The organism is Bacillus sp. FSL W8-0519, from assembly GCF_038005585.1.
GTDB lineage: Bacteria > Bacillota > Bacilli > Bacillales > Bacillaceae_G > Bacillus_A > Bacillus_A paranthracis.
Genome location: NZ_JBBOTL010000001.1, coordinates 5,109,073 through 5,131,349 on the forward strand (window position 1 = coordinate 5,109,073; position 22,277 = coordinate 5,131,349).

The following is a 22,277-nucleotide window of genomic DNA, read 5'->3' on the forward strand; positions in this document are numbered from 1 at the left end:
GAAAAAAGAAAAAACTGAGCGTTTCAGCTCAGTTTTTAGTCCATTTGTTTCTTTTTGTAAATTACAATACAAAGAATAATTGAAAGCACACACCAAATTATAATATTGATTAAATCACCACTAACAGTTGAAAATCCTTTTCCAGCTAGCAATTTCGGCATTGCATCTGCAAGATGTTTCGTTGGGAGAAAATCGATTGCTTTTTTTACAAAATCACTTTTAATAAATTGCCCGAACATTGGAGCTAAAAGAAAAACAAATAGAATCGGCATACCTACTACTGATGTTGACGCCGTTGTTTTAGCCATTAATCCAATCGCCGTACCTAACATAAGGAAGAAAAATATACTAACAAGTAAAAATAGAGTGATTAAAACCATATTCCCCTTCATTACACCTAAAATAGCAAAGTTACTAATACAAATTACAAATGTAATAAGAGCTGTTAATGCACTTTTCCCTAATAATACTTCTAACGATGATGCTGGTGATAACATCATCACACGTAGTGTGTGCTTTTCTTTTTCTTCCGCAATTAAAGCCGCTTGAACAAAGCTTCCTACCATTGTTAAGGCCATTAAAGTTACCATATTAGCGATTTGTTCTTTCGGTCCATCCATCTGTTGATAAACAAAAGAAAATACAAGTGGCAGTGCTGCCATTACGAGTACAGATGCATTTGCTTTAATATCCTGTACCTCTTTCCGAAAAATAGCTGAAAATCGTCTCATTGAAAATGTCATTATAATCCCCTCCCAGTAACTTCAATAAAGATATCGCCTAGCGTTGGTTCGTGTGAATGAATCGATAGTAACTCGCCTTTTTTCATCCATTCTGAAATGCGTTTTGCACCTAATTCGTCTTTTTGCACGACTTCTTTTTGCTTATCTTTTAATACGACCTGTATTTGATCTTTCGCGTACTGCAAGCGAAGATTTTCTGGTGTATCAAGCGCTACAATTTCTCCGCTACATAGAAAGGCAATGCGGTTACAAAGCGTCTCTGCTTCTTCCATATTGTGCGTCGTTAAAAAAATTGTCGTTCCTTCTTTATTTAAATCTTTTAAGATTTTATGAATGTTTTGTACGTTAACTGGATCGAGTGCAGATGTTGGTTCGTCTAAGAAGAGAATATCTGGTTTATGAAGTATTGCTCTAGCTAATGTGACGCGCTGCTTCATTCCTTTTGATAATTTCTTTACTAATGTTTTTTTATCATCTAATAGATTCACTTGCGCTAGCACTTCATCGATTCGTTCTTTTTTACAATCGTATAAGTCACAAAATAATAGTAAGTTATCATAAATACTAAGTCTTTCATATAAGCCACTGTTGTCTGTTAAAATACCAATTCGTTTGTAATCGATACTACTTGGCCCTGTAATATCTTTTCCTAGTACTCTTACCGTTCCAACACTATGAAATAATTGAGAAGTTAAAATTTTTACTGTTGTTGTTTTTCCAGATCCACTCGGTCCGAGGAATCCGAAAATCTCTCCTTGCTTCACCTCAATATTTACATTTCGAAGTGCCGTTTTTTCATTGAAGCTTTTCATTACATCTTTCATTTCAATTGCCAATGTCATCTCGTCATCCCCTTTGTTTTTTTCTTTTATAGATGAAAGTCGCTTTAGCGCTTTTCGTTTGTTTGTTTCGCTTTTCTTGACTCCATCATATGAAAATCAAAGGGTTTACGCAGTAAAATACCGGTAAAAGGAGTATTTTTACCAGTGAATGAATCGTATTTTGAGCTTATTGGAGTACTTCTTATAGCCCAATTACACCTTTCAACTCATCCATTCGTCCTTTCGAAAGCGGAATTGAACTTTTTCTTTCGTCGTCTAAAATTAAGCTGAAACTGTTACGAGTCCAAGTAATTACTTCTCGTACTCTTTGTAAATTCACAAGGTAAGAGCGATGACATCTAAAGAAACCAAAACCTGTTAATCTTACTTCTAGTTCACTTAATGTTAATGCGCATACGAAATCCCCTTCACGAACATGAATATGTGTCACTCCGTTTTGCGTTTCAATGAAATGGATTTCCATTGGGTCTAATAAAATGATTTTATCGTTTACTTTCGCTGGTATTCTTTCTAACTTCATTTGCGGAATCATTTGAACGACTTTCTCTTCATCGACCTCTTCTGCTTCCTCTTGTTCGATTTCTACTTTTTTCACACCATCATTGTTTAATATGTATACATCTTCTGTTAACGAAAGGGCGTCCGATAAAAACGATGATGTAATAAAAATTGCCTTTCCTTGCTCTTTCATTTTCATAATTGCTTTTCGAATCATAATCGTACTCTCTGTATCTACATTTTGCTCCGGCTCTTCCAAAATAACTAAATCCGGATTATGAATCATAACTCGTCCAATATGAAGACGACGTTTCTCTGAAAATGATAATTTTTCTATTTTAACGTTTAACTTATCTAAGAGACCGACATATTGTACTACTTCTTCCGTACTCATATTTGATTCATAAAGCCCTATTAAGAACTTGAAGTATTCCTTTACCTTCAAACGATCATATGCCTCATCTTTCAAAAAACAAAAACCGATGCGGGAATAATTTTTCTTTCCAATCGCTTCGCCTTCAAATAGTACATTACCAGTTGAAGCTTCTTCTGCACCAATAATAATGCGGTGCAATACTTTAGCTGTATGGTTATTACATTGCAAAACAACACATTGCCCCTTCTCAACCTTTAGTTCAACTGCCGGTAACTGGTTCGTCTTACCTAACTGTTTCAACTCCAGTAACGCCATTTTGTCTCCCCCAAATACTTTTTATCTTATTATACCAAACAATTAATGGAAAATTATGATATTTTAAACAAAAAGCAGGTGCCAGGAGACCCTGACACCTACTTCTTCACCATCAACTTACCTTCATAATCGTTCATCGTCTTTATTTCAACGCCTTTGTAGTAATGAGCGACGATATCTGTATATTTCTTGCCTTCTGCTGCCATGCCGTTCGCGCCGTATTGGCTCATGCCAACGCCGTGACCGAAGCCCTTCGTCGTAACAACGATTTTATCTCCCTCTTGTTTCCACGTGAAATCAGAGGAGCGTAAATCTAATTTGTCACGCACATCTCTTCCGGTTAATGTTTTCCCTTGAAATGCTACATCTTTTACACGTTTTCCTTCCGTACGCCCTTTAATGTCGCCAACTTTTCCGTCTGCTAACACTTTCACACCGAGACGTTTTTGAAAGTCAGCTACGGTAAAGGTTTGCTCACTCGTAAATTTCGGAGAAGCTTGATCCCACGGACTATCTACACTCTTTAAGTACGGATAATCATTTCCCCAATAATCGGCTGCATTTTCTGTCCGGCCATTACTCGTTGAGAAGAAGGATGCTGAGATTGGCTTTCCGTCATACGTTAAAACTTGTCCTGCGGTTTTCGAAACAGCTTCTTCGATTTTCTTCAAATTATTTTCGTAGTTATTGCCCCATTGTTTTTTCAATTCTTCTTTGCTTTTGTACACTTGATCTTTCACCGTATCTGTCACGTCCGCATTGTTTTTCTTACCTCCGCTTAGCATACGCTGCACGACAAATGTTCTCGCTGCTAATGCCTGCGCCTTTAGCGCCTCTATTTCAAAACTGGCATTCATCTCAGAAGCTACTACACCGGTCACATACTCCTCCATAGGTAATGACTCTACCTTTTTCTGTTTCTCGCGATATACAGCAACTTGAACCGCTGTATCCACTTTCCCTGGAGCTGGTATACTTTCTATCGCTGGAGGAGTTTTAGAAGCTGCTTTTTCCTCTACTTTTGCTTTCGCAAACGGAATCACAAGAGCAGCAGGTACAATGATAACGAGCGCTATGAGAAGCGCTACTGTAATAAAAAGTGGCTTTGAAAATTTCATCTTATTTCCCCCAATATGAAAAAGCTTTACTCCATTCATTCTTATGGAACAACTCTTTCTTTTAGAACATACTTAAGGGGAACCATATAAAACAAAAATTTTCTAAATATTTTTACTGGTACGTGCATAAGTATAGAATTTCTTGACTATAACAGTAATAAGCCCAAAAAATAGCCTCTATGTCAAAAGACATAGAGACTATTTCAATTAAGCGTGAAGATCAGAAACTTCTTGTTCTTTCACTTCTTCTACTTTTTCGTTTACACGTTCAATAGTTGCACCTAATGCAGCTAATTTCTTATGGAAGTTTACATAGCCACGGTCAAGATGTTTTAACTCAGTTACACGAGTGTAACCTTCTGATACTAAACCAGCTAAGATTAATGCAGCTGCAGCACGTAAATCAGTTGCTGCTACTTCAGCACCTTGTAAGCTGTTTGGACCGTTCATAATAACAGAACGACCTTCGATTTTAATATCAGCATTCATACGACGGAATTCTTCAACGTGCATAAAGCGGTTTTCAAATACCGTTTCTGTAATCATACTTGTTCCATCAGCTTGTAGTAATAATGCCATCATTTGTGATTGCATGTCTGTTGGGAAACCTGGGTGAGGCATAGTTTTAATATCAACCGCTTTTAACTTATCTGGGCCGATAACACGTACACCTTCATTTTCCTCAATAATTTTAACACCCATTTCTTCCATCTTCGCTGTAATTGAGCGTAAATGTTCAGGCACAGCATTTTCAATTAAGATGTCTCCACCAGTAATTGCCGCTGCAACCATGAATGTTCCCGCTTCAATACGGTCAGGAATAATAGAGTGGTTTGCACCATATAATTTATCAACGCCTTCGATACGAATCGTTCCAGTTCCAGCTCCGCGTACTTTCGCTCCCATCGCATTTAAGAAGTTAGCTAAGTCAACGATTTCTGGTTCTTTCGCTGCGTTTTCAAGGATTGTTGTCCCTTTTGCTAATGTAGCTGCAGACATAATGTTTTCTGTCGCGCCCACGCTTGGGAAGTCTAAATAAATTTTAGCTCCTTTTAGTTCTCCCTCAACGTATGCCTCAACAAAACCGTTACCAACCTGTACTTTTGCTCCCATTGCTTCGAAGCCTTTTAAATGTTGGTCAATTGGACGTGAACCAATTGCACATCCACCAGGAAGTGCAATACGAGCACGACCGTTACGTGCTAATAAAGGTCCCATTACTTGAACAGATGCACGCATTTTACGTACATATTCAAATGGTGCTTCAATGTTTAGCTCTTTAGAAGCATCGATTGTTACTTTGTTATTTTCAAATACGACTTCAGCATTTAAATGACGTAATACCTCATTAATTGTGTATACATCAGACAAAACTGGTACTTCAGATAGTACATTCTTTCCATCACTCGCTAATAGGGCTGCAGCGATTATAGGTAATACAGCATTTTTTGCGCCCTCAACACGCACTGTGCCGTTTAACCGCTTTCCGCCACGGACGATGATCTTTTCCAAATTATTCCCCTCCGTGTCCTTTTTTCAGTATCTATTCACTCAATACTCAGAAGTTATGATCGGTGTGCCAACCACAATTGTATCTTTGTTGTCTGTAGAACGTATTGCTATTTGCACATTTATTTTCTCTCTATTTGTTGAAAGAGCGTCATCCCACTTTTTATTGTATGCGGAGACTGACACAAATGCTCTTTCTTCTATCTGTTCGATCGCTCTTGCTGAAAGATCTTTCAAAACCTGATTGGTTTTATTTTGCAAAACACCTTCAATCTTATCATTCAGTACACCTTGAACACAAGTGTAAATTATAGGTTTTTCACTAAAAATTTTATTCGTTTTCTGAATATACTTCGGGTCCCATTTTGCCCCGCTTACTTCAAAGATAATGAAAGTGTTTTCTTTAGTATTTTCCTTACTCCAAGTTACTACTACTCGTTCTTCATAGGAAGAAAATTTTTTATAGGATGTAGCTTTATATCCATCTGGAGATTGCTCTAATTCCCACTTTTGAATATTCGCCTTATCCTTCACATCGTTTAACAACTTTTGAAACGTATGTATATTAGAAATTGTTTTTGTTTCTCGTGCTAACCATGACCATTTCTCTACTTTAGCATCATTTTTCTCTACAGCTGCGATCATGTTCTCCATCTTCTGTTCATCGCTTATCGGTTTCATCTCTCTATATCCAACCAAAAATAAAACAACACTAAGTGCAACAATAAGAATGGCTTTAAGCTTCAATTTCATCCCCTCCTATCCCCATTGTTAACGGAGATTTGAGGTTCTATACACTTACTTTACTAAATACGTTAAACTCTTTGAATAGCCTAAATAATCAAGGAAAAAGTTACTTACAGATGTCCCAATTGCAATTGTAATTAAGATGAGTAATACTCTCGTCTGCATCACCTTTCCAGGCTTCATTAAACGCTCAATGTGAATACCTTGTAAGGCCCACCACGTAATGGTAATAAACAATAAATGCGAAACGATGGCAATCAGTGCTTGTTGCCCTAAAAGATGTGCCAAAAAACCGACCCCTTTTTACCTAGCTACTACTTACGAAATCTTATAAAAACGATACCATAATAAGTAGAAGCCACACTTTTTCAAATACAAATAAGCATCTTACATGTTACATCGTAATTTTTCTCTTTAAAAGCGTATACTTATATGCATTTTCAATTGTAATTCACACAAAATAAAAAGCGCAGAGTAACGACTCCACACCTTTTATTTTCACTATTGTACCACGTTCCCTAAGAAGAAGAAATCTTTCATTAATGGAAAATATTCATAAAAGAAATTGTATCCAATCATCGGCATAATCCCTAGTATTACAATCGAAATTGCGCAAAGACTCATCACAACCTTTATATTGAGTGGCAACCGAATTTTCTCTTCTACTTCTCCCGTACGGAAAAACATTTGCTGTAAGATACGGAAATAATATACGAATGAAATGACTGTCGTCCCCATCATAATAGAAGCTAGTACGTAATGAGCTGGCTCTACATGAAGGGCCCCTAAAAAGATGTTAATTTTCCCAATGAAACCAGCTGTTCCTGGTATCCCCGCTAGCGATAAAATAAAAATCGTCATCACGATTGCTGTAAATGGCGACCTTTTATATAATCCGGTGAAAATGGTCATATTTTCTTTGTCGCTTTGTAAGATTAAGGCGTGGATAATTGCAAACGCGCCTATATTCATAAGCATATACGCAAGCATGTAAAACCACATGCTATCCATTGTAAATGGCGATAATGCTACAAGCGGTACGAGTAAATATCCTGCATGCGCGATTCCTGAATAAGCAAATAAGCGTTTTACGTTATATTGCTTTAATGCGACTACATTTCCAATAATCATCGTAATACTAGCTAGCACAGCGATGTATATGCTCATACGTCCGTATAAAGATTGCATGTCTCCTTGCACCGATACACTTGCAAAAACCATGAGGAATAGACGCATAATGAGTAAGAACCCAGCAATTTTAGAAATCGTTCCAAGAAAAGCAGTAACAGGTGTAGCCGCTCCCTCATACACATCAGGCGCCCACATATGAAACGGCACTGTCGCAATTTTGAATGAGAGCCCAACGAGTAAGAGTAGGAATGCGAGAGCTAGCAATAACTGAATACCACCAGCCAGTTCCCCGGCAAATACTTTTTGCATATCCACGATATTAGTTGACCCTGTAATGCCGTATAAGTAACTCATTCCAAAGAGTGTAATTGCCGTTCCAATTCCTCCATTAATGACATATTTCATTGCTGCCTCATTTGATGCACGGTTCTTTTTTCGTATCCCAACTAAAATATAAGAAGAAAGTGAAAGCAATTCTAGGCTGACGAAAAGTGTAATGAAGTCGACACTAGAAGCCATAAACATAGCCCCAAGAAGCGCCATTAAAAATAAGTAATAATATTCTCCCTTATCTTCAATTGGATTTTTCTTATCATTGCTCATTGCGGTGCATAAGATGAGAGCCGCTCCGCCTAATAACAACGTTTTAAATCCTTTTGAAAACCCATCTAACACAAACGAGCCATTTAAAATATCTCCCGCTGGTTCACCGTATAGCATAATTAATGATACGATCGCTAATACGATAGCTGCGATTGCACCAAGCGCTACATACCTATGGTTCAGCTTAAAAAACAAATCACATATGGAAAGAAGGATGGCAGCCCCGAGAATGATGAATTCTGGCACCATGAGATGCCATGATAAGCTAAGTAACGTATTCATATCCACCCTACTTCACCCCCAATGTTTTCAATGTATTTTGAAGCGGATCCCCTAGTATTTCTGGCATTACTCCAATTGCAATAATGCAGAAGATAAGTAGTAAAATCGGGACATACTCCCATCCGTGTATATCAGCTTTCGCTTCCCACTCTTTCTTACCAAATGTTACTTGAAGGGTTGCTCTTAATACGTATACAGCAGTTAAAATGATGCCAAGTACTCCGGCCGCAGCAATAACTGGCTCCCCTTGGAATAAACCGAGAAAGGCAAGAAACTCGCTAACAAATCCAGACATTCCCGGCAATCCAAGCGATGCCATTCCTCCCGCTAAGAAGAAACCGCTAAGTACTGGTACACTTTTTGCAAGTCCGCCAAGCGCTGTAATATTTGATGTTCCAAAACGCTGTTCTATAACACCAAGTAAGAAAAAGAGTAAGGCTGCAATTAAACCGTGCGAAACAACTTGGAATAAAGCGCCTTGTGTACCTGGTGCATTTAACGCCCCAAGGCCCATTAATACAATACCCATATGCGAAATACTAGAATAAGCAAGCACCTTCCGAAAGTCTGTTTGAATGAGCGCTAAGAAGGCTCCGTACAATAAATTGATAACTCCTAAAATCGCAATGAGCGTTGCAAACTCGCGAAAGTATTCCGGAAATAGTCCCTGTCCGAAGCGGATTATACCGTATGCTCCAATCTTCAGTAAAACACCTGCATGAAGCATAACGACAGCCGGATGTGCTTCAATATGTACATTGACCATCCAGCGATGTAACGGGAAAACGGGTAGTTTAATCGCAAAAGCGATCATTATACTAAGAAACAAGCCGAACTGTAAGCTATTTGGGACAGCCATTCCTCCGCCAGCACCTACACTCGTTAATATTTCTTTAAGCTCTGTAATATTGGTTGTACCTGTTTTCGCAAATAAAACCGAGAAAACGATAAGCAAAATAGCGGAGCCAATACCGTTATATATTAAATAACTATAAGCAGCCTTTTCACTCGACAATTTCCCCCACTTCCCAATTAATAAAAACATCGGTGGCAATGTAATTTCAAAGAAGATAAAGAACAACATTAAATTTTGAGCAGCGAAGACACCGAGCATCCCTATTTCTAACATGAGTAACAGCATATAAAATGCTTTCAAATTCCTTTTAATCGTAAATGCCGCAATTGCTGCAAGCATCGCTAGAAGGGCCGTCAGTACCATCATAACGAGCGATAAACCATCAATACCAAGTTCGTAATAAATGGAAAACCACCTTTTATCCACCGCTGCAAAATCCCCAAATGTAATCCATTTCACTTTTTCATCAAATAGAGACAAACTCTTTCCAGAAGCATATGTACAAGCGAGGACGATAGCCATTCCGAATGGAAGCACCGTTCCAAATAAACCGAGCGCTCGCACTGTACGTGATTCTTTTTTCGGTGTTAATGTAAGTAAGAGAATTCCTAAAAGCGGGGAAAAAATGAAGAACGTTAATAACAAATCATTCATCGTAAATCCCCTCCCGTATAGAGCAAAATAATGAAGAGTACTGCAAGTGAAACAGCTGTTACAGTCCCGTACACTTGTACATTTCCGTTTTGGAGTCTAGAGCCAATTGCACTTATCCCTTTCACTAAACTCCCTATTAAAACGGCAATTCCTTCGACTACATACACTTCAAATAGGCGAAGCACATGAGCGATTCCTTTCGTAATAGGAAGCACCGTCATATTGTATAGTTCATCCACATAATATTTTTCTTTCAAAAGTTTATAAAGAGGCGAGTCCTCGCCACCAGCCCAATCTCTAGCAATAGATTTCTTGCCATATATGAAATATGCAAGAGCAATCCCTGTCAAAGAAACGAGCGTCGCAACAATCATAATCCAAACTGGTCCGTGTGCCTCTCGCACTTTAAATGCTACATCTTTCGTAAGCCAATCCCCGAGAAACGTTCCAAACCACGGTGTATTTATATAGCCTGCCACGACTGCAAGAACGCCAAGGACAATCATCGGATACGTCATGATGCGGGGCGATTCATGCACATCTTCCTTCGTCTTCGCTTCCCCAGTAAAGACAAGAAAGTATAGGCGGAACATGTAGAACGCTGTTAGGAATGCTGCAATTATCGCTAAGACGAATAAAACATAATTGCCGTTCATCCAAGCTGCCGCTAAAATTTCATCTTTACTAAAGAAACCGGAAAGGAGTGGCACACCACTAATTGCAAGAGTACCGATTAAAAATAAGGCACCTGTTACTTTCATCTTCTTCTGTAAACCGCCCATTTTATTAATGTTTTGCGTATGCACGGCATGAATGACACTCCCTGCCGCCAAAAATAGCAACGCTTTAAAAAAAGCGTGTGTCGTTAAATGGAACACACCAGCTACATAACCGGCAGATCCTAATGCAAGCATCATATACCCGAGCTGGCTAACTGTAGAATAAGCAAGTACTCTCTTTATATCCGTTTGTACAAGACCGATGGAAGCTGCAAAGATTGCAGTAAAGGCGCCAACAATTGCTACCGTCTGCATCGCCACCGCACTTGCTGAAAATAGCGGAAACATCGTTGCCACTAAATATACGCCAGCTGCGACCATTGTCGCCGCATGAATAAGTGCCGAAACAGGCGTCGGCCCTTCCATCGCATCCGGTAACCACGTATGAAGCGGGAACTGACCTGATTTCCCCATCGCCCCGATAAAAATTAATATCGCCGTTATTGTAATCATTGTCGGAGTCAGATCACCCGTATGAATCGCTCTAAAAATTGCGTCATATTCAAAACTACCTGCATGCCAGAAAATTAAGATCATCCCAATAAATAAACCGACATCGCCAATACGTGTCATAATAAAAGCTTTTTTCGCAGCAACCTTCGCTTCTTCTTTAAAGAAATAAAAACCGATGAGTAAAAACGAACCAAGGCCGACTAACTCCCAAAATATATAAAGCTGTAATAAATTCGGTGATATAACAAGCCCGAGCATCGCAAATGTAAAGAGTCCTAAATAGGCATAAAAGGTTGGTAATCTTTCCTCACCTTTCATATAACCTTTCGAATACACGTGTACAAGTAAACTCACAAGTGTAACGATAAACAACATTAAAGCCCCTAATGCTGTCACTTCAAAGCCAAATGATATATCAATATCTCCAGCTCTAAGCCATACCCACTTATGCTTCACTGGTACTGTCGTAAATCTTTCTATTAATACAAGTACCGCACATATAAAGGAGAGAAAGACGAAGAAAATACTAAGTACACTGCTTCCTTCTCTAATTTTCTTCCCGAATATAATTAATAACAAAAACGAAACAAGCGGGAAAAGCGGTATGAGCCATGCATAATCGATCATTGTTTCCTTCCCCCTTTTCGGTCACAATGTTATCCTTTGAGCGTATCCATTTCATCTACATGAACTGTCGTACGATTACGATATAAAGCAATTAAAATGGCGAGTCCTACCGCCGCCTCCGCTGCTGCTACAGCCATCGTAAACAGAGAGAAAATTTGCCCTGTTACATTTGGGAACAAACCTAATTTACTAAACGCTACTAAGTTTAAATTGGCTGCGTTCAGCATTAATTCAATACAAACTAATACAATCACTGTATTTCGCTTCGTTAAAGCTCCAAACAAACCGATGCAAAATAAAATAATCGCAAGCGTTAAATACGCAGAAGCAGGAACGCTACTCATTGGAATCCTCCTCTTTCTCATCCTTCTTCGCAAGAATAATTGCGCCAACAAGTGCTACAAGTAAAATAACTGAGGTTAGCTCAAATGGAATAATATATTTTGAATAGAGAAGTGTACCGATTTGAAGTGTGTTTTTTTCATGGAGAGGTAAACTTCCTTGTGTGCTTTCATTTGCAAAATCAATATTGTTAACAGCGAAATACATAACAGCCCCAAATGCTACAACCGCAAAGAAGATAATCCATTTTCGAAGAGTAAAACGCGATTCATTTTCTGCGTTATGTTTCGTTAACATAATGCCAAAAATCATAATAATTGTGATCGCACCCGAGTAAAGTAAAATTTGTGCAACCCCGATAAATTCAGCTGATAAAAGAAAGTACAAACCTGCAATGCTGAGAAATGTTAGAACGAGAGCTAGCATCATATGCATGACCTTCGTTAAATTCAACATAAGAACGCCGCCGATAATTGCAGACAAGGATAGTATAAAGAATGCTATAAACTCGCCATTCATGCTTTATTCTCCTTCCTGACGTTTTCGTCGTTTTCATCAAGCCACTGCAAATTTTTAAATAAGTCATCCCGTGAATATTCCGCGAGTTCAAAGTTATTTGTCATAACAATCGCTTCTGTCGGACAAACTTCTGTACATAAATCACAAAGAATACAAATTTCAAAATTAATATCGTACGTGTCAATAATTTTTCCTTTTTTCGTAGGATCCGGATGTTTTTTCCCCGTTAACTGAATACAGTCTGTCGGACAAATGTTGGAGCACTGGTTACAAACGATACACTTTTCTGGATAAAACTTTTGAATTCCTCGAAAACGATCTGGCAATGGCAACGGTTGATTCGGATAATCATACGTCACCTTCTTCTTACTCAAATTGCTTAATGTATATTTTAATCCTTTAAATAGCCCTTTCATCTCTTACTGGCACCCCCTTCATAGATTAGAAGAATAACTCCTTAATCAATGCCGTTAAGAAAATATTTGCAAGTGCAATTGGCAATAATACTTTCCAGCCAAACTCCATTAACTGATCACCTCTTATACGCGGAAACGTAACGCGGAACCAAATTAATAGAAAAACTACACTGCTAAACTTTAAAGCAAACCATACGGCACCTGGGATAAATCCAAGGAACATAACTGGATTCCATCCGCCTAAAAAGAGCACTGTAATTAAAGATGCCATCCCGAAGAAATATACGTACTCTGAAAGCATAAAGAACGCCCAGCGAAACCCTGAGTATTCCGTATGATATCCAGAAACAAGCTCCGACTCAGCTTCTGGTAAATCAAACGGCGTCCTATTTAACTCTGCTACTGCTGCGATTAAAAATACGATGAAACCGATTGGTTGCACGAAAATGTACCAAACATTTTCCTGCGCTGCTACGATTTCATTTAAATTTAAGCTACCAGCTAACAAAACGATACCAATTACACTCATTACGAGCGGAATTTCATAAGAAATCATTTGCGCCGCTGCACGCATCCCTCCTAAAAGGGAATATTTATTATTCGATGCCCATCCTCCGGTTACGACGCCAATCGTCGTAATGCCAGAAACAGCAATGTAATACAGTAAGCCTACGCCAATATCCGCGAACTGAAATTTATCAGTAAATGGGATAACTGCAAGAACCATAAATGCTGGTGCAAATGCAATGACAGGTGCTAATATAAACAGCGGTTTATCTGCCGCCTTCGGAATACTATCTTCTTTCAATAATAGTTTTAAAACATCGGCTACCGTTTGCAGCAGACCAAACCGGCCCCCGACTTGGTTTGGTCCAATCCGCCCTTGCATAAAACCCATCACTTTCCGTTCTGCCAAAATACCATATGTAACGAAGCCAAGGACTGCAAATAATAGGAGCACCGCTAATCCGAAAAAAATGAAGAAATTCGTCCAGCTAGAAGGTGATTGTAAGAGCGTTTCAATCATTAGCCATCAACCTCCCCAAGTACAATATCCACTCCACCTAAAATCGTAATTAAATTGGCGATGTTTTCACCTTTCAATAACTTCGGTAAAATTTGCAAATTGTAAAAAGACGGCCTGCGAAACTTCAAGCGGTACGGCTCTTTCTTTCCGTCACTAGCAATATAGCAACCAATCTCTCCTCGCGGCGACTCTATACGGACGAATGCTTCCCCTTTAGGAGCCTTAATAATTTTCGGTACTTTCGCAAGTACTGCTCCTTCTTTCGGGAACTGCTGGACTGCTTGCTCGACAATTTTTAACGACTCCTCAATTTCCTTCATGCGGCAAACGTAGCGATCCCAAGCATCCCCCACGCTCCCAACAGGAATATCGAAATCAAAACGGTCGTAAATGGAGTACGGTTCATCCTTGCGAAGATCCCAGTTTACTCCGGTACACCGCAAATTCGCTCCGCTTAAAGAATACGAAATCGCTTCCTCCGCGCTATATATACCAACGCCTTTTACACGATTTAAGAAAATCTCATTGCCACTAACAAGATCATGATAACCTGCCAATTGTTCTCTCATATACGGAACAAATTCTTCCACTTTTTCAATCCAACCATCCGGTGCATCCCACTTTACACCGCCAACTCTCATATAGTTAAAAGTAAGCCGAGCACCGCATAATTCGTTTAATAAATTAATAATCATCTCTCGTTCACGAAACGCGTACAAAAACGGGCTAACCGCTCCTATATCAAGAAGATTTGTCCCCCACCAAACGAGGTGGCTCGCAATCCTTCCAAGCTCCATTGCAAGTACTCGCAAGTATTCGGCACGCTCCGGGATTTCAAGCCCCATCATCGTCTCTACAGCATGGCAAATGACGTAATTATTCGTCATAGCCGATAAATAATCCATCCGATCTGTATAAGGGATAATTTGCGTATACTGTAAGCTCTCTGCAATCTTTTCGGTCCCGCGATGCAAATATCCAATAACCGGTGTAGCTTCTTTAATAATTTCCCCGTCAATTTTAATAACGAGCCTGAACACACCGTGCGTACTCGGATGCTGAGGACCTACATTCAAAAGCATTTCTTCCGTACGGATCATTTAGCTACACCTCCACATCATACGGTTCATAATCTTTCCTAAGCGGGTGCCCTACCCAATCATCAGGCATTAAAATACGTGATAAATTCGGATGCCCCTTAAATACGATACCAAGCAAATCATACGCTTCCCGCTCTGGCCAATCTGCCCCTTTCCAAAGCGCTGTCACCGATTCCACTTGCGGTGCTTCCCTATCCAACTTCACCTTCACCGCTACTGACTGTTTCTTTCCATATGAAAATAAATGAACATACACTTCCATATGTGTCATAAAATCCGTCGCATGTAGCTCTGACATATAATCAAATGCAAGTCCCTCATGGAATCGCAGTAACTCCATTACTTCATAATATTTTGAGGGCTCCACTACAAGAGTTGGTACATCTTTGGAAAGTTTATTAATGTAGCAATCTACTAAAGCATCCTCTCCTACTTTTCCCTTAATAACTTCAACATACTGATTTAAATACGGTTGATTCACAGATGGCTCTTCCTGCTTCGTCTCTTCTTCCTTCTTACCTTCAGCACCCTTCATCTTCGCCCTTGCAGCCGCTGCCGCTTTTGCCTTCGCTGCTGCAATTGCCTTCGCCTTTTCATCCCCCGAATCCCCATTACCTTGCGATGCTTTCTGCTTCGCTAACGCCGCTGCTTTTGCCTTTGCGGCGGCGACTGCCTTCGCTTTCGCCTTGGCCTTTTCTTCTTCCGTCACTTCTTCTGTTCCTTCTCTTTTTTGCTTCGCTAACGCCGCTGCTTTCGCTTTTGCGGCTGCTGCTGCCTTCGCCTTTGCTTTGGCCTTTTCTTCTTCTGTTCCTTCTTCTGTTCCTTCTCTTTTTTGTTTCGCTAACGCCGCTGCTTTCGCTTTTGCGGCTGCTGCTGCCTTCGCCTTTGCTTTGGCCTTTTCTTCTTCCGTCACTTCTTCTGTTCCTTCTCTTTTTTGCTTCGCTAACGCCGCCGCTTTCGCTTTTGCCGCCGCTGCTGCCTTCGCCTTTGCTTTGGCCTTTTCCTCTTCCGTCACTTCTTCTGTTCCTTCTCTTTTTTGTTTCGCTAACGCCGCTGCTTTTGCTTTGGCCTTTTCTTCTTCCGTCACTTCTTCTGTTCCTTCTCTTTTTTGTTTCGCTAACGCCGCTGCTTTTGCTTTTGCAGCCGCTGCTGCACGTCGTTTTGCTTCTTCTATAGTCATATCGTCATTTTTTGGTAGCGCTTTCTCTTTTTCGCGATTTTCTTCCTCAAGTTTACTTATTTCCACACCATGTTTCGCAACAAGACGCTTTCTCGCCTCTTCTTTCGCACGCCTAGCCGCTTCTCTTTTTAAATCCTCTAAGTCTTTGTTAGGATCACTCATTTATTCGTCACCTGCTTTCCAGTCTTTGCTTCGTAACGAATTTTTTCTTTTAATTTATTAATTCCATAAATTAAAGCTGCAGGATTTGGTGGGCAACCAGGGATATACACGTCAACTGGCACAATTTGATCTACACCTTTCACAACAGCGTACGAATTTACATATGGACCACCTGCTGTCGCACAAGATCCCATTGCAATAACCCATTTCGGTTCAGGCATTTGGTCATATAAGCGCCGAACAATAGGAGCCATCTTCTTCGTTACCGTTCCCGACACAATCATAACGTCCGATTGCCTTGGTGAAGTCCGAAAAAATGACCCAAATCGATCTAAATCATAATGTGATGAACCTACTCCCATCATTTCAATTGCACAGCATGCCAGTCCGAATGTCATCGGCCATAAAGAATTACTTCTCGCCCATCCTTTCAACTGTTCCAATGTAGAAAAAAAGATATTTCGTTCTAATTCCGCTCGCTCATTTGGATGTAATTCCTCAAAATTTATAACCATTGTAACACCTTCTTTTTCCAAGCATACGCTAATCCAACTAGCAACATTACAACAAAGATGAGCATTTCAATCAGTGCAAATAAACCGAGGTTGTCATATGCAACAGCCCATGGATATAAAAATAAAGTTTCTACATCAAAGATGACAAACAATAAAGCAAAAATATAATAACGAGCATGAAACCGAATATTCGCATCATGAAAAGGCTCAATCCCGCTCTCATACGTCGTCGCTTTCGCTGCACTTGGTTTATTTGGGCGCAGCATCCTTCCTAATGTAAGAGCCACTACCGGCAGCAATATACCTAATAGCAAGAAAATCAAAACGATCATATAACTATTTTCATATACACTTGCCATTGTGAAACCCTCCCCCCTAAATTAAGAACAAGTTCACTTAGTAAACAATATGTCCTAGTTGCAGTAATTATTATTTTTAAATTTTTCTAAATAATGCAACTATTTTAATCATTATAGCAAACTTCAAATTCCTATGTCGATATGTTGGGGACAGAAACGAGAATTATTAAAATCTGTTTTTATAACTTGCTATACTTGCGCAAAATAAGTATATAGGTTATATATGTTTTTTAAGAAACTATAAAAAATACAAAAGAGGAATTTATATGTATATACCGTGGGTGAGATAGATGAAAAAACAAACACATGTAAGTATTCTTATAAGCATTACATTGCTATCTATAGTAATTCATTACGTGGCAATGCCTTTTCTATATGAATACTCATTTCCCTTTCAAATATTAATTGGAATGAGTACTTTATTCATTGATATTATCGCTTGTAGTTATATACTTTATTTTTCAAATATGAAAGAAGGGTTACCTCGTTTATTTTGGACGATATTATGCGTTGGAACTCTCTCTTATTTCATCGGGGATATCGTCGTTGCCTATCAACGTTTAATTTTAAAGGACTACTATACATTCGTTGATCCGTCCGACTTTTTTTATTTACTTTTTTTAATTAGCTTTGCATTCGCCTTTCTATATGAAATCATTTATAACCGAGATTTATTAGAAAAGCTTTTTATGATATGTGATATTTGTATTATTGTTACAGCACAATTCACTTTAAGTTACTACTTACTTATTGAAAGAACCATTCACATTTCTTCAACATCCTATATCGACATATTTGTTCAACTTACTTATCCAATGACCGATTTACTCTTTTTCCTCATAGGAATTAATCTGTTATTCAAGCCTTTATCTTTATTATCCAAAAAGGTTGGCGCACTTCTTGGCAGTGCTTTACTTTTATATGCTACTACAGATGCGATTTATGCTTATATCAAATACTTCATACCCGAGTATTCTATGTTTACAGTTACTCCTCTTTATCAAGTAACTTTAGTACTAGTAGCAATCGCATGTATTATCCATACAAAAGAACCTGAAAAACAAGAACAAGTGCTATTAACACCTAAATTTGGGGAAGCGATCAGATTATCATTACCTTATATTTCTGTCGTAATGCTTATTGTTTTCATATTAGTCGAATATGTTTTCGCGCCTATTGTAGTAATTGGGCTTATGATAACTTTCTCCTTCGTTCTCATACGCCATAGTTTAGTTCGAAAACAAAATAAAATATTATTATTAGCCCAAATGCAATTCAACTCAGAACTCGAAAAACAAATTGAACTGCGTACAGAAGATTTAGTAGAACAAAAAAATGAACTGTATCATAACCAACAAATGTTTAAATCTTTATACGAGCATCATCCAGATCCAATCTTCACATTAGATTTATACGGTAATTTTCTTAACGTGAATAACGCTGGTACGACTTTACTCGGTTATCAAACGAATGAATTATTAAATCAGCCTTACTATTCACTTACGTATGAAGAAGATTTGGAAGAAATCATTAATGCCTTTCATCGCGTAAAAAAGGGGAAATCTATTTCTTTAGAAATACGGGCATATCATAAAAATAGAGATATTTACTACTTGCATGTGACAGCTGTTCCTATCTTTTTAAAGGATCATATTTCCGGAGTTTATTTAATGATTAAAGATATTACGGAAAGCAAACAACAACAAGAACAAATTAATTTTTTAGCATATCATGATACACTAACAGAGCTTGCAAATCGACGTGCATTTCATCAATATGTAGAACAAGCAATTGCGCGATCCAAAATATCAAAAATGCCTTTTGCTGTTATGTTTCTTGACCTAGATCGCTTTAAAGTTATTAACGATACCCTCGGTCATAGGGTAGGAGACCTTCTATTAATTGCAGTAGCAAAAAGACTCGAAAGTATAGCGACACCAAATATGAAGCTTGCCCGATTAGCTGGAGATGAGTTCACAATCCTTATCGAAAATTATAAAAAGAGGCCAGACGTAAAAAAAATAGCTGATACAATTGTAGCAGCTATGAACGAACCATTCGAAATTGAAAATCAACATTTACAAATCTCACCGAGCATCGGGATTGCAATATATCCTGAAGCAGGTGAAGATCCGTTATCCATTTTACAACATGCTGATATGGCCATGTACGAAGCAAAAAATAAAGGAAAAAATGGTAGCTCTCTGTACACGAAAGAATTGTATAAAAAAACGGAACGAAAAGCCCGAATTGAAAAAGATTTACCACTCGCTTTAGTAAACGAAGAATTTTATCTCGTCTATCAACCACAAATTGATATTACGACGAAAAAGATTATTGGTGCTGAAGCATTACTACGCTGGAAACACCCACTCCTTGGTGACATTCCGCCATGTGAGTTCATTCCAATTGTAGAGGAGACTCCTCAAGTCATTCCACTTGGTCATTGGGTATTAAATGAATCTTGTCGTCAGCTAAAAATATGGCATACTTTTGGCTACAAAGATTTAAAAATAAGTGTTAACTTATCAGCTAAAGAGTTCCAGCAAAATAATTTAATCGAGAACATTTTACAAATAATAACAGACGTTAAAGTCGATCCAAAAGATGTAACACTTGAATTAACAGAACGAATTGCAATGATCGATGAAAAGGAAACGTTATCCAAGCTAAAACAATTAAAGGAATATGGTATTCAAACGTCCATTGATGACTTCGGCACCGGCTATTCTTCTCTCGCTTATTTATCTATTTTCCCTATCGATACATTAAAAGTACCGAGAGAATTTACACAACTAGCTGATCATCGACCTGAAGAGAGAGCCATCGTGTCCACTATCCTTTCCCTTGCAAATACGTTAAACCTATCTGTCGTTGCTGAAGGAATTGAAACAGAAAAACAACTTAAGTTTCTACAAAAGAACAACTGTAAATATATGCAAGGTTACTATTTCAGTAAACCACTTACTAGTCATCAATTTATAAAATTTCTACAAAAAACACCTAGTATGAACCAATAACTCATACTAGGTGTTTTTATCATGCTATTTGCGGACTACAAAGCTATTCATCGACGCAGAGTGTCCGACTCACTTTATAATGTCGGAATTTTTTTTTCGTAATATTCCTCTGCAATCTCTTCATAAAAAGCTGCTGACGTCGTATAAAAATATGGAATTAGCCATAAGAATCCAATCCCGAGTGTAATACAACTTAATATAAACCAACCAATAAAACTCAAACATAAAATGAAATACTCCATCTTATGTCCATCCATCATACGACGGCTTTCTGTAATCGCTTGATTTATAGAATACTCCGGGTGATCATTTATAATAAAGTACGTCATCGCATAAGAAAATGATTTAATAATGCCTGGGATAATGAACAGTAACGTCCATAAGAAAAGATAAAAATTTACTAATAAATATAATAAAAATGACTTTAAAAATCTCTTTCCCTCTGAAAACCAAATGAACACATTACCGATACTAGCTTGCTTTTCACGAAGGATATTTAAAGCAAGATAATATCCACCTAAAGTTAAAGGCCCAGTAACAAAAAATGTAAGGATATTTATTGAAATTGAATTTTTCGTTTCTTTCCAATCAAAAATTGAAGAAAATCCCCACTCAATACTAAAACTAAAAATCATGATTAGAATTGAAATAAGTAATGTCGCCCCGACAGCTAATCCCCATTTCCCTTCTAATGAATCTAATGCTTCTCCTTTTAAATCACCAATCATACGTAACCTCCTATACACAATAACTCTATTAGTATAGCATGTTCCTACTACAATTCATCTTTTGAAATATAGCGGTAAAAATGCGCTGTCGTTGTACTCACGTACGGACTAAGCCATAGAAAACCTATTCCAAGTGTAAAAATCGCTAAAATAGCCCACCCTATAAAGCTTAGCCATAAAAGAAATAGGTCTAATTTATGCCCCTTCATCAGATTCTTACTTTCTTTCATTGCTTGCGAAACACTGTATTCCGGTTTTTCAACCATCACATAATATGTCATCGAATATGAAAAATACAAAATAGCCATTACAATAAACGAAATAGCTAATAAAATAAAGAAAACAATTATAAATGATGGATTTGCATTCTCATCAAGAAAACCTAATAGCCCAAATACAATCGTTCCTAACATCGGAACCCATATACCTGTATATAACAAAATTGCAAGCATAGCCCACATTGTTTTCATCATTCTTTTAAAGCCACGAAATCCTTCAAATAAATAATCCACTCTAGCATCTTCTCGTTTGCTTATTTGTAGAAACAAATTCGTATGACCATATGTGGTAATGCCATAAGCCGCATAACTTAAAATTATCATAAGGCAGTAAAAAACCCCAAACGTAATAGCAGCTCCAATTGCCATTGTTTCTTCTTCAATTGAACCAGTTAAAATAGATGCTAAAATAAATATTATAACTCCTGGAATTAATACTATAAGCATTACAGCCATTGAAACGACGTAACTTACAATATGATATAAAATCGTTGATCCAACACCTAGTCCCCATTTTCCTTTTAAAGAGTGCAATGCTTCTCGCTTCATTTCACCGATCATTTATTCATCCCCTTTATAAATTGTTGTACATTCTCTACTTATACGAGCACCAATATAATTATACCATTTTTGTAAAATTATCCATTAACTACATAAAAAAATCCGTAAAGGCTTTGCCTTTACGGATTTTTTTATTTCATATCGGAAACGTTTAAACGGTTCACAGCGCGTTGTAATGCCATTTCTGCACGTTTAAAGTCAACATGTGCTTGTTTATCTTGCAGACGTTGCTCAGCACGACGCTTCGCTTCATTTGCACGATGGATATCGATATGGTTTGCTTCTTCAGCAGATGATGATAATACAGTTACTTTATCTGGACGAACTTCGATAAAGCCACCACTTACCGCTACATAATCAGTGTGTCCACCATTTTTCAGACGAACTGCACTAATTTTTAATGGTGCAACAGTTGGAATGTGACCTGGTAAAATCCCCATTTCCCCACTCTCTGCTTTTACACTTACCATTTCTACTTCTTTTTCGTAAACCGGTCCATCAGGAGTTACAATACTGACTGGAAATGTCTTCATACTT

22 protein-coding genes are annotated in these 22,277 nt (G+C 38.1%); 1 reads left to right on the top strand and 21 read right to left on the bottom strand.

Annotated features, from left to right (window positions below):
* Positions 1-35 precede the first annotated feature (35 nt).
* From NST14_RS26860 to nuoA, 18 genes are all read right to left on the bottom strand, one after another.
* Positions 36-743, bottom strand: coding sequence for an ABC transporter permease (locus NST14_RS26860; protein WP_000144425.1), 708 nt, complete (start codon positions 741-743; stop codon positions 36-38).
* Positions 743-1,585, bottom strand: a complete 843-nt coding sequence (locus NST14_RS26865; protein ID WP_229143189.1) for an ABC transporter ATP-binding protein — start codon at positions 1,583-1,585, stop codon at positions 743-745. Before NST14_RS26865 ends, NST14_RS26860 begins: the two co-directional genes overlap by 1 nt.
* Positions 1,586-1,766: 181 nt before the next feature.
* Positions 1,767-2,774, bottom strand: a complete 1,008-nt coding sequence (locus tag NST14_RS26870) for a LytTR family transcriptional regulator DNA-binding domain-containing protein (RefSeq protein WP_229143190.1) — start codon at positions 2,772-2,774, stop codon at positions 1,767-1,769.
* A gap of 98 nt (positions 2,775-2,872) precedes the next feature.
* On the bottom strand, positions 2,873-3,892 hold the full coding sequence (gene spoIID / locus NST14_RS26875) for a stage II sporulation protein D (RefSeq protein ID WP_000672635.1): 1,020 nt from the start codon (positions 3,890-3,892) through the stop codon (positions 2,873-2,875).
* Positions 3,893-4,099: 207 nt separating this feature from the next.
* On the bottom strand, positions 4,100-5,404 hold the full coding sequence (gene murA / locus NST14_RS26880; protein WP_000411259.1) for a UDP-N-acetylglucosamine 1-carboxyvinyltransferase: 1,305 nt from the start codon (positions 5,402-5,404) through the stop codon (positions 4,100-4,102).
* Positions 5,405-5,443: 39 nt separating this feature from the next.
* Positions 5,444-6,148, bottom strand: a complete 705-nt coding sequence (locus tag NST14_RS26885) for a YwmB family TATA-box binding protein (RefSeq protein ID WP_000767902.1) — start codon at positions 6,146-6,148, stop codon at positions 5,444-5,446.
* Positions 6,149-6,199: 51 nt separating this feature from the next.
* Positions 6,200-6,436, bottom strand: coding sequence for a DUF1146 family protein (locus NST14_RS26890; RefSeq protein ID WP_000940742.1), 237 nt, complete (start codon positions 6,434-6,436; stop codon positions 6,200-6,202).
* Between the two features lie 213 nt (positions 6,437-6,649).
* Positions 6,650-8,164, bottom strand: coding sequence for an NADH-quinone oxidoreductase subunit NuoN (gene nuoN / locus NST14_RS26895; protein ID WP_229143204.1), 1,515 nt, complete (start codon positions 8,162-8,164; stop codon positions 6,650-6,652).
* A gap of 7 nt (positions 8,165-8,171) precedes the next feature.
* Positions 8,172-9,674 carry an NADH-quinone oxidoreductase subunit M gene (locus NST14_RS26900; protein ID WP_000998918.1) on the bottom strand — a complete coding sequence of 501 codons (1,503 nt, stop codon included), beginning with the start codon at positions 9,672-9,674 and terminating at the stop codon, positions 8,172-8,174.
* Entirely contained in the window at positions 9,671-11,533 is a 1,863-nt protein-coding gene (nuoL, locus tag NST14_RS26905) for an NADH-quinone oxidoreductase subunit L (protein ID WP_229143191.1), read from the bottom strand. The genes NST14_RS26900 and nuoL overlap by 4 nt, the downstream gene beginning before the upstream one ends.
* 29 nt (positions 11,534-11,562) lie before the next feature.
* Positions 11,563-11,877 (bottom strand): NADH-quinone oxidoreductase subunit NuoK, encoded by a 315-nt coding sequence (gene nuoK, locus NST14_RS26910; RefSeq protein WP_000100082.1) that lies wholly within the window; start codon positions 11,875-11,877, stop codon positions 11,563-11,565.
* Positions 11,870-12,394 carry an NADH-quinone oxidoreductase subunit J gene (locus tag NST14_RS26915; protein ID WP_229143192.1) on the bottom strand — a complete coding sequence of 175 codons (525 nt, stop codon included), beginning with the start codon at positions 12,392-12,394 and terminating at the stop codon, positions 11,870-11,872. The genes nuoK and NST14_RS26915 overlap by 8 nt, the downstream gene beginning before the upstream one ends.
* Positions 12,391-12,810 carry an NADH-quinone oxidoreductase subunit NuoI gene (nuoI, locus tag NST14_RS26920; protein WP_000677191.1) on the bottom strand — a complete coding sequence of 140 codons (420 nt, stop codon included), beginning with the start codon at positions 12,808-12,810 and terminating at the stop codon, positions 12,391-12,393. Before nuoI ends, NST14_RS26915 begins: the two co-directional genes overlap by 4 nt.
* Before the next feature lie 25 nt (positions 12,811-12,835).
* Positions 12,836-13,837: an NADH-quinone oxidoreductase subunit NuoH gene (gene nuoH, locus NST14_RS26925; RefSeq protein WP_000573429.1), complete on the bottom strand. Its 1,002-nt coding sequence runs from the start codon at positions 13,835-13,837 to the stop codon at positions 12,836-12,838.
* Entirely contained in the window at positions 13,837-14,937 is a 1,101-nt protein-coding gene (gene nuoD / locus NST14_RS26930; protein WP_000621432.1) for an NADH-quinone oxidoreductase subunit NuoD, read from the bottom strand. Before nuoD ends, nuoH begins: the two co-directional genes overlap by 1 nt.
* 4 nt (positions 14,938-14,941) lie before the next feature.
* The gene (locus NST14_RS26935; protein ID WP_341119308.1) at positions 14,942-16,279 is read right to left on the bottom strand and encodes an NADH-quinone oxidoreductase subunit C; all 1,338 of its coding nucleotides are present in this window, start codon (positions 16,277-16,279) and stop codon (positions 14,942-14,944) included.
* Positions 16,276-16,794, bottom strand: a complete 519-nt coding sequence (gene nuoB, locus NST14_RS26940) for an NADH-quinone oxidoreductase subunit NuoB (protein WP_000236331.1) — start codon at positions 16,792-16,794, stop codon at positions 16,276-16,278. Before nuoB ends, NST14_RS26935 begins: the two co-directional genes overlap by 4 nt.
* Complete coding sequence (gene nuoA / locus NST14_RS26945) at positions 16,785-17,153, bottom strand: NADH-quinone oxidoreductase subunit NuoA (protein WP_000179275.1); 369 nt, start codon at positions 17,151-17,153, stop codon at positions 16,785-16,787. The genes nuoB and nuoA overlap by 10 nt, the downstream gene beginning before the upstream one ends.
* Positions 17,154-17,443: 290 nt before the next feature.
* Here nuoA and NST14_RS26950 point away from each other — a divergent pair, with 290 nt between their 5' ends.
* A complete protein-coding gene (locus NST14_RS26950; RefSeq protein ID WP_000744988.1) occupies positions 17,444-20,173 on the top strand; it encodes a putative bifunctional diguanylate cyclase/phosphodiesterase in 2,730 nt (909 codons plus the stop codon).
* Between the two features lie 74 nt (positions 20,174-20,247).
* Here NST14_RS26950 and NST14_RS26955 read toward each other — a convergent pair whose 3' ends face one another.
* The 3 genes from NST14_RS26955 to atpC all read right to left on the bottom strand — a co-directional run bounded on the left by NST14_RS26955 (position 20,248) and on the right by atpC (position 22,273).
* Positions 20,248-20,901 carry a DUF975 family protein gene (locus tag NST14_RS26955; protein WP_000578699.1) on the bottom strand — a complete coding sequence of 218 codons (654 nt, stop codon included), beginning with the start codon at positions 20,899-20,901 and terminating at the stop codon, positions 20,248-20,250.
* A gap of 47 nt (positions 20,902-20,948) precedes the next feature.
* On the bottom strand, positions 20,949-21,740 hold the full coding sequence (locus NST14_RS26960) for a DUF975 family protein (RefSeq protein WP_000578798.1): 792 nt from the start codon (positions 21,738-21,740) through the stop codon (positions 20,949-20,951).
* A 131-nt stretch (positions 21,741-21,871) separates the two neighbouring features.
* A complete protein-coding gene (gene atpC / locus NST14_RS26965) occupies positions 21,872-22,273 on the bottom strand; it encodes a F0F1 ATP synthase subunit epsilon (RefSeq protein WP_000847211.1) in 402 nt (133 codons plus the stop codon).
* Positions 22,274-22,277 lie beyond the last annotated feature (4 nt).

Coding starts and splice junctions, on each gene's coding strand:
- NST14_RS26860 (WP_000144425.1), bottom strand. CDS start 743: ATGACATTTTCAATGAGACGATTTTCAGCTATTTTTCGGAAAGAGGTA.
- NST14_RS26865 (WP_229143189.1), bottom strand. CDS start 1,585: ATGACATTGGCAATTGAAATGAAAGATGTAATGAAAAGCTTCAATGAA.
- NST14_RS26870 (WP_229143190.1), bottom strand. CDS start 2,774: ATGGCGTTACTGGAGTTGAAACAGTTAGGTAAGACGAACCAGTTACCG.
- spoIID (WP_000672635.1), bottom strand. CDS start 3,892: ATGAAATTTTCAAAGCCACTTTTTATTACAGTAGCGCTTCTCATAGCG.
- nuoN (WP_229143204.1), bottom strand. CDS start 8,164: ATGAATACGTTACTTAGCTTATCATGGCATCTCATGGTGCCAGAATTC.
- NST14_RS26900 (WP_000998918.1), bottom strand. CDS start 9,674: ATGAATGATTTGTTATTAACGTTCTTCATTTTTTCCCCGCTTTTAGGA.
- nuoL (WP_229143191.1), bottom strand. CDS start 11,533: ATGATCGATTATGCATGGCTCATACCGCTTTTCCCGCTTGTTTCGTTT.
- nuoK (WP_000100082.1), bottom strand. CDS start 11,877: ATGAGTAGCGTTCCTGCTTCTGCGTATTTAACGCTTGCGATTATTTTA.
- NST14_RS26915 (WP_229143192.1), bottom strand. CDS start 12,394: ATGAATGGCGAGTTTATAGCATTCTTTATACTATCCTTGTCTGCAATT.
- nuoI (WP_000677191.1), bottom strand. CDS start 12,810: ATGAAAGGGCTATTTAAAGGATTAAAATATACATTAAGCAATTTGAGT.
- nuoH (WP_000573429.1), bottom strand. CDS start 13,837: ATGATTGAAACGCTCTTACAATCACCTTCTAGCTGGACGAATTTCTTC.
- nuoD (WP_000621432.1), bottom strand. CDS start 14,937: ATGATCCGTACGGAAGAAATGCTTTTGAATGTAGGTCCTCAGCATCCG.
- NST14_RS26935 (WP_341119308.1), bottom strand. CDS start 16,279: ATGAGTGATCCTAACAAAGACTTAGAGGATTTAAAAAGAGAAGCGGCT.
- nuoB (WP_000236331.1), bottom strand. CDS start 16,794: ATGGTTATAAATTTTGAGGAATTACATCCAAATGAGCGAGCGGAATTA.
- nuoA (WP_000179275.1), bottom strand. CDS start 17,153: ATGGCAAGTGTATATGAAAATAGTTATATGATCGTTTTGATTTTCTTG.
- NST14_RS26950 (WP_000744988.1), top strand. CDS start 17,444: ATGAAAAAACAAACACATGTAAGTATTCTTATAAGCATTACATTGCTA.
- NST14_RS26955 (WP_000578699.1), bottom strand. CDS start 20,901: ATGATTGGTGATTTAAAAGGAGAAGCATTAGATTCATTAGAAGGGAAA.
- NST14_RS26960 (WP_000578798.1), bottom strand. CDS start 21,740: ATGATCGGTGAAATGAAGCGAGAAGCATTGCACTCTTTAAAAGGAAAA.
- atpC (WP_000847211.1), bottom strand. CDS start 22,273: ATGAAGACATTTCCAGTCAGTATTGTAACTCCTGATGGACCGGTTTAC.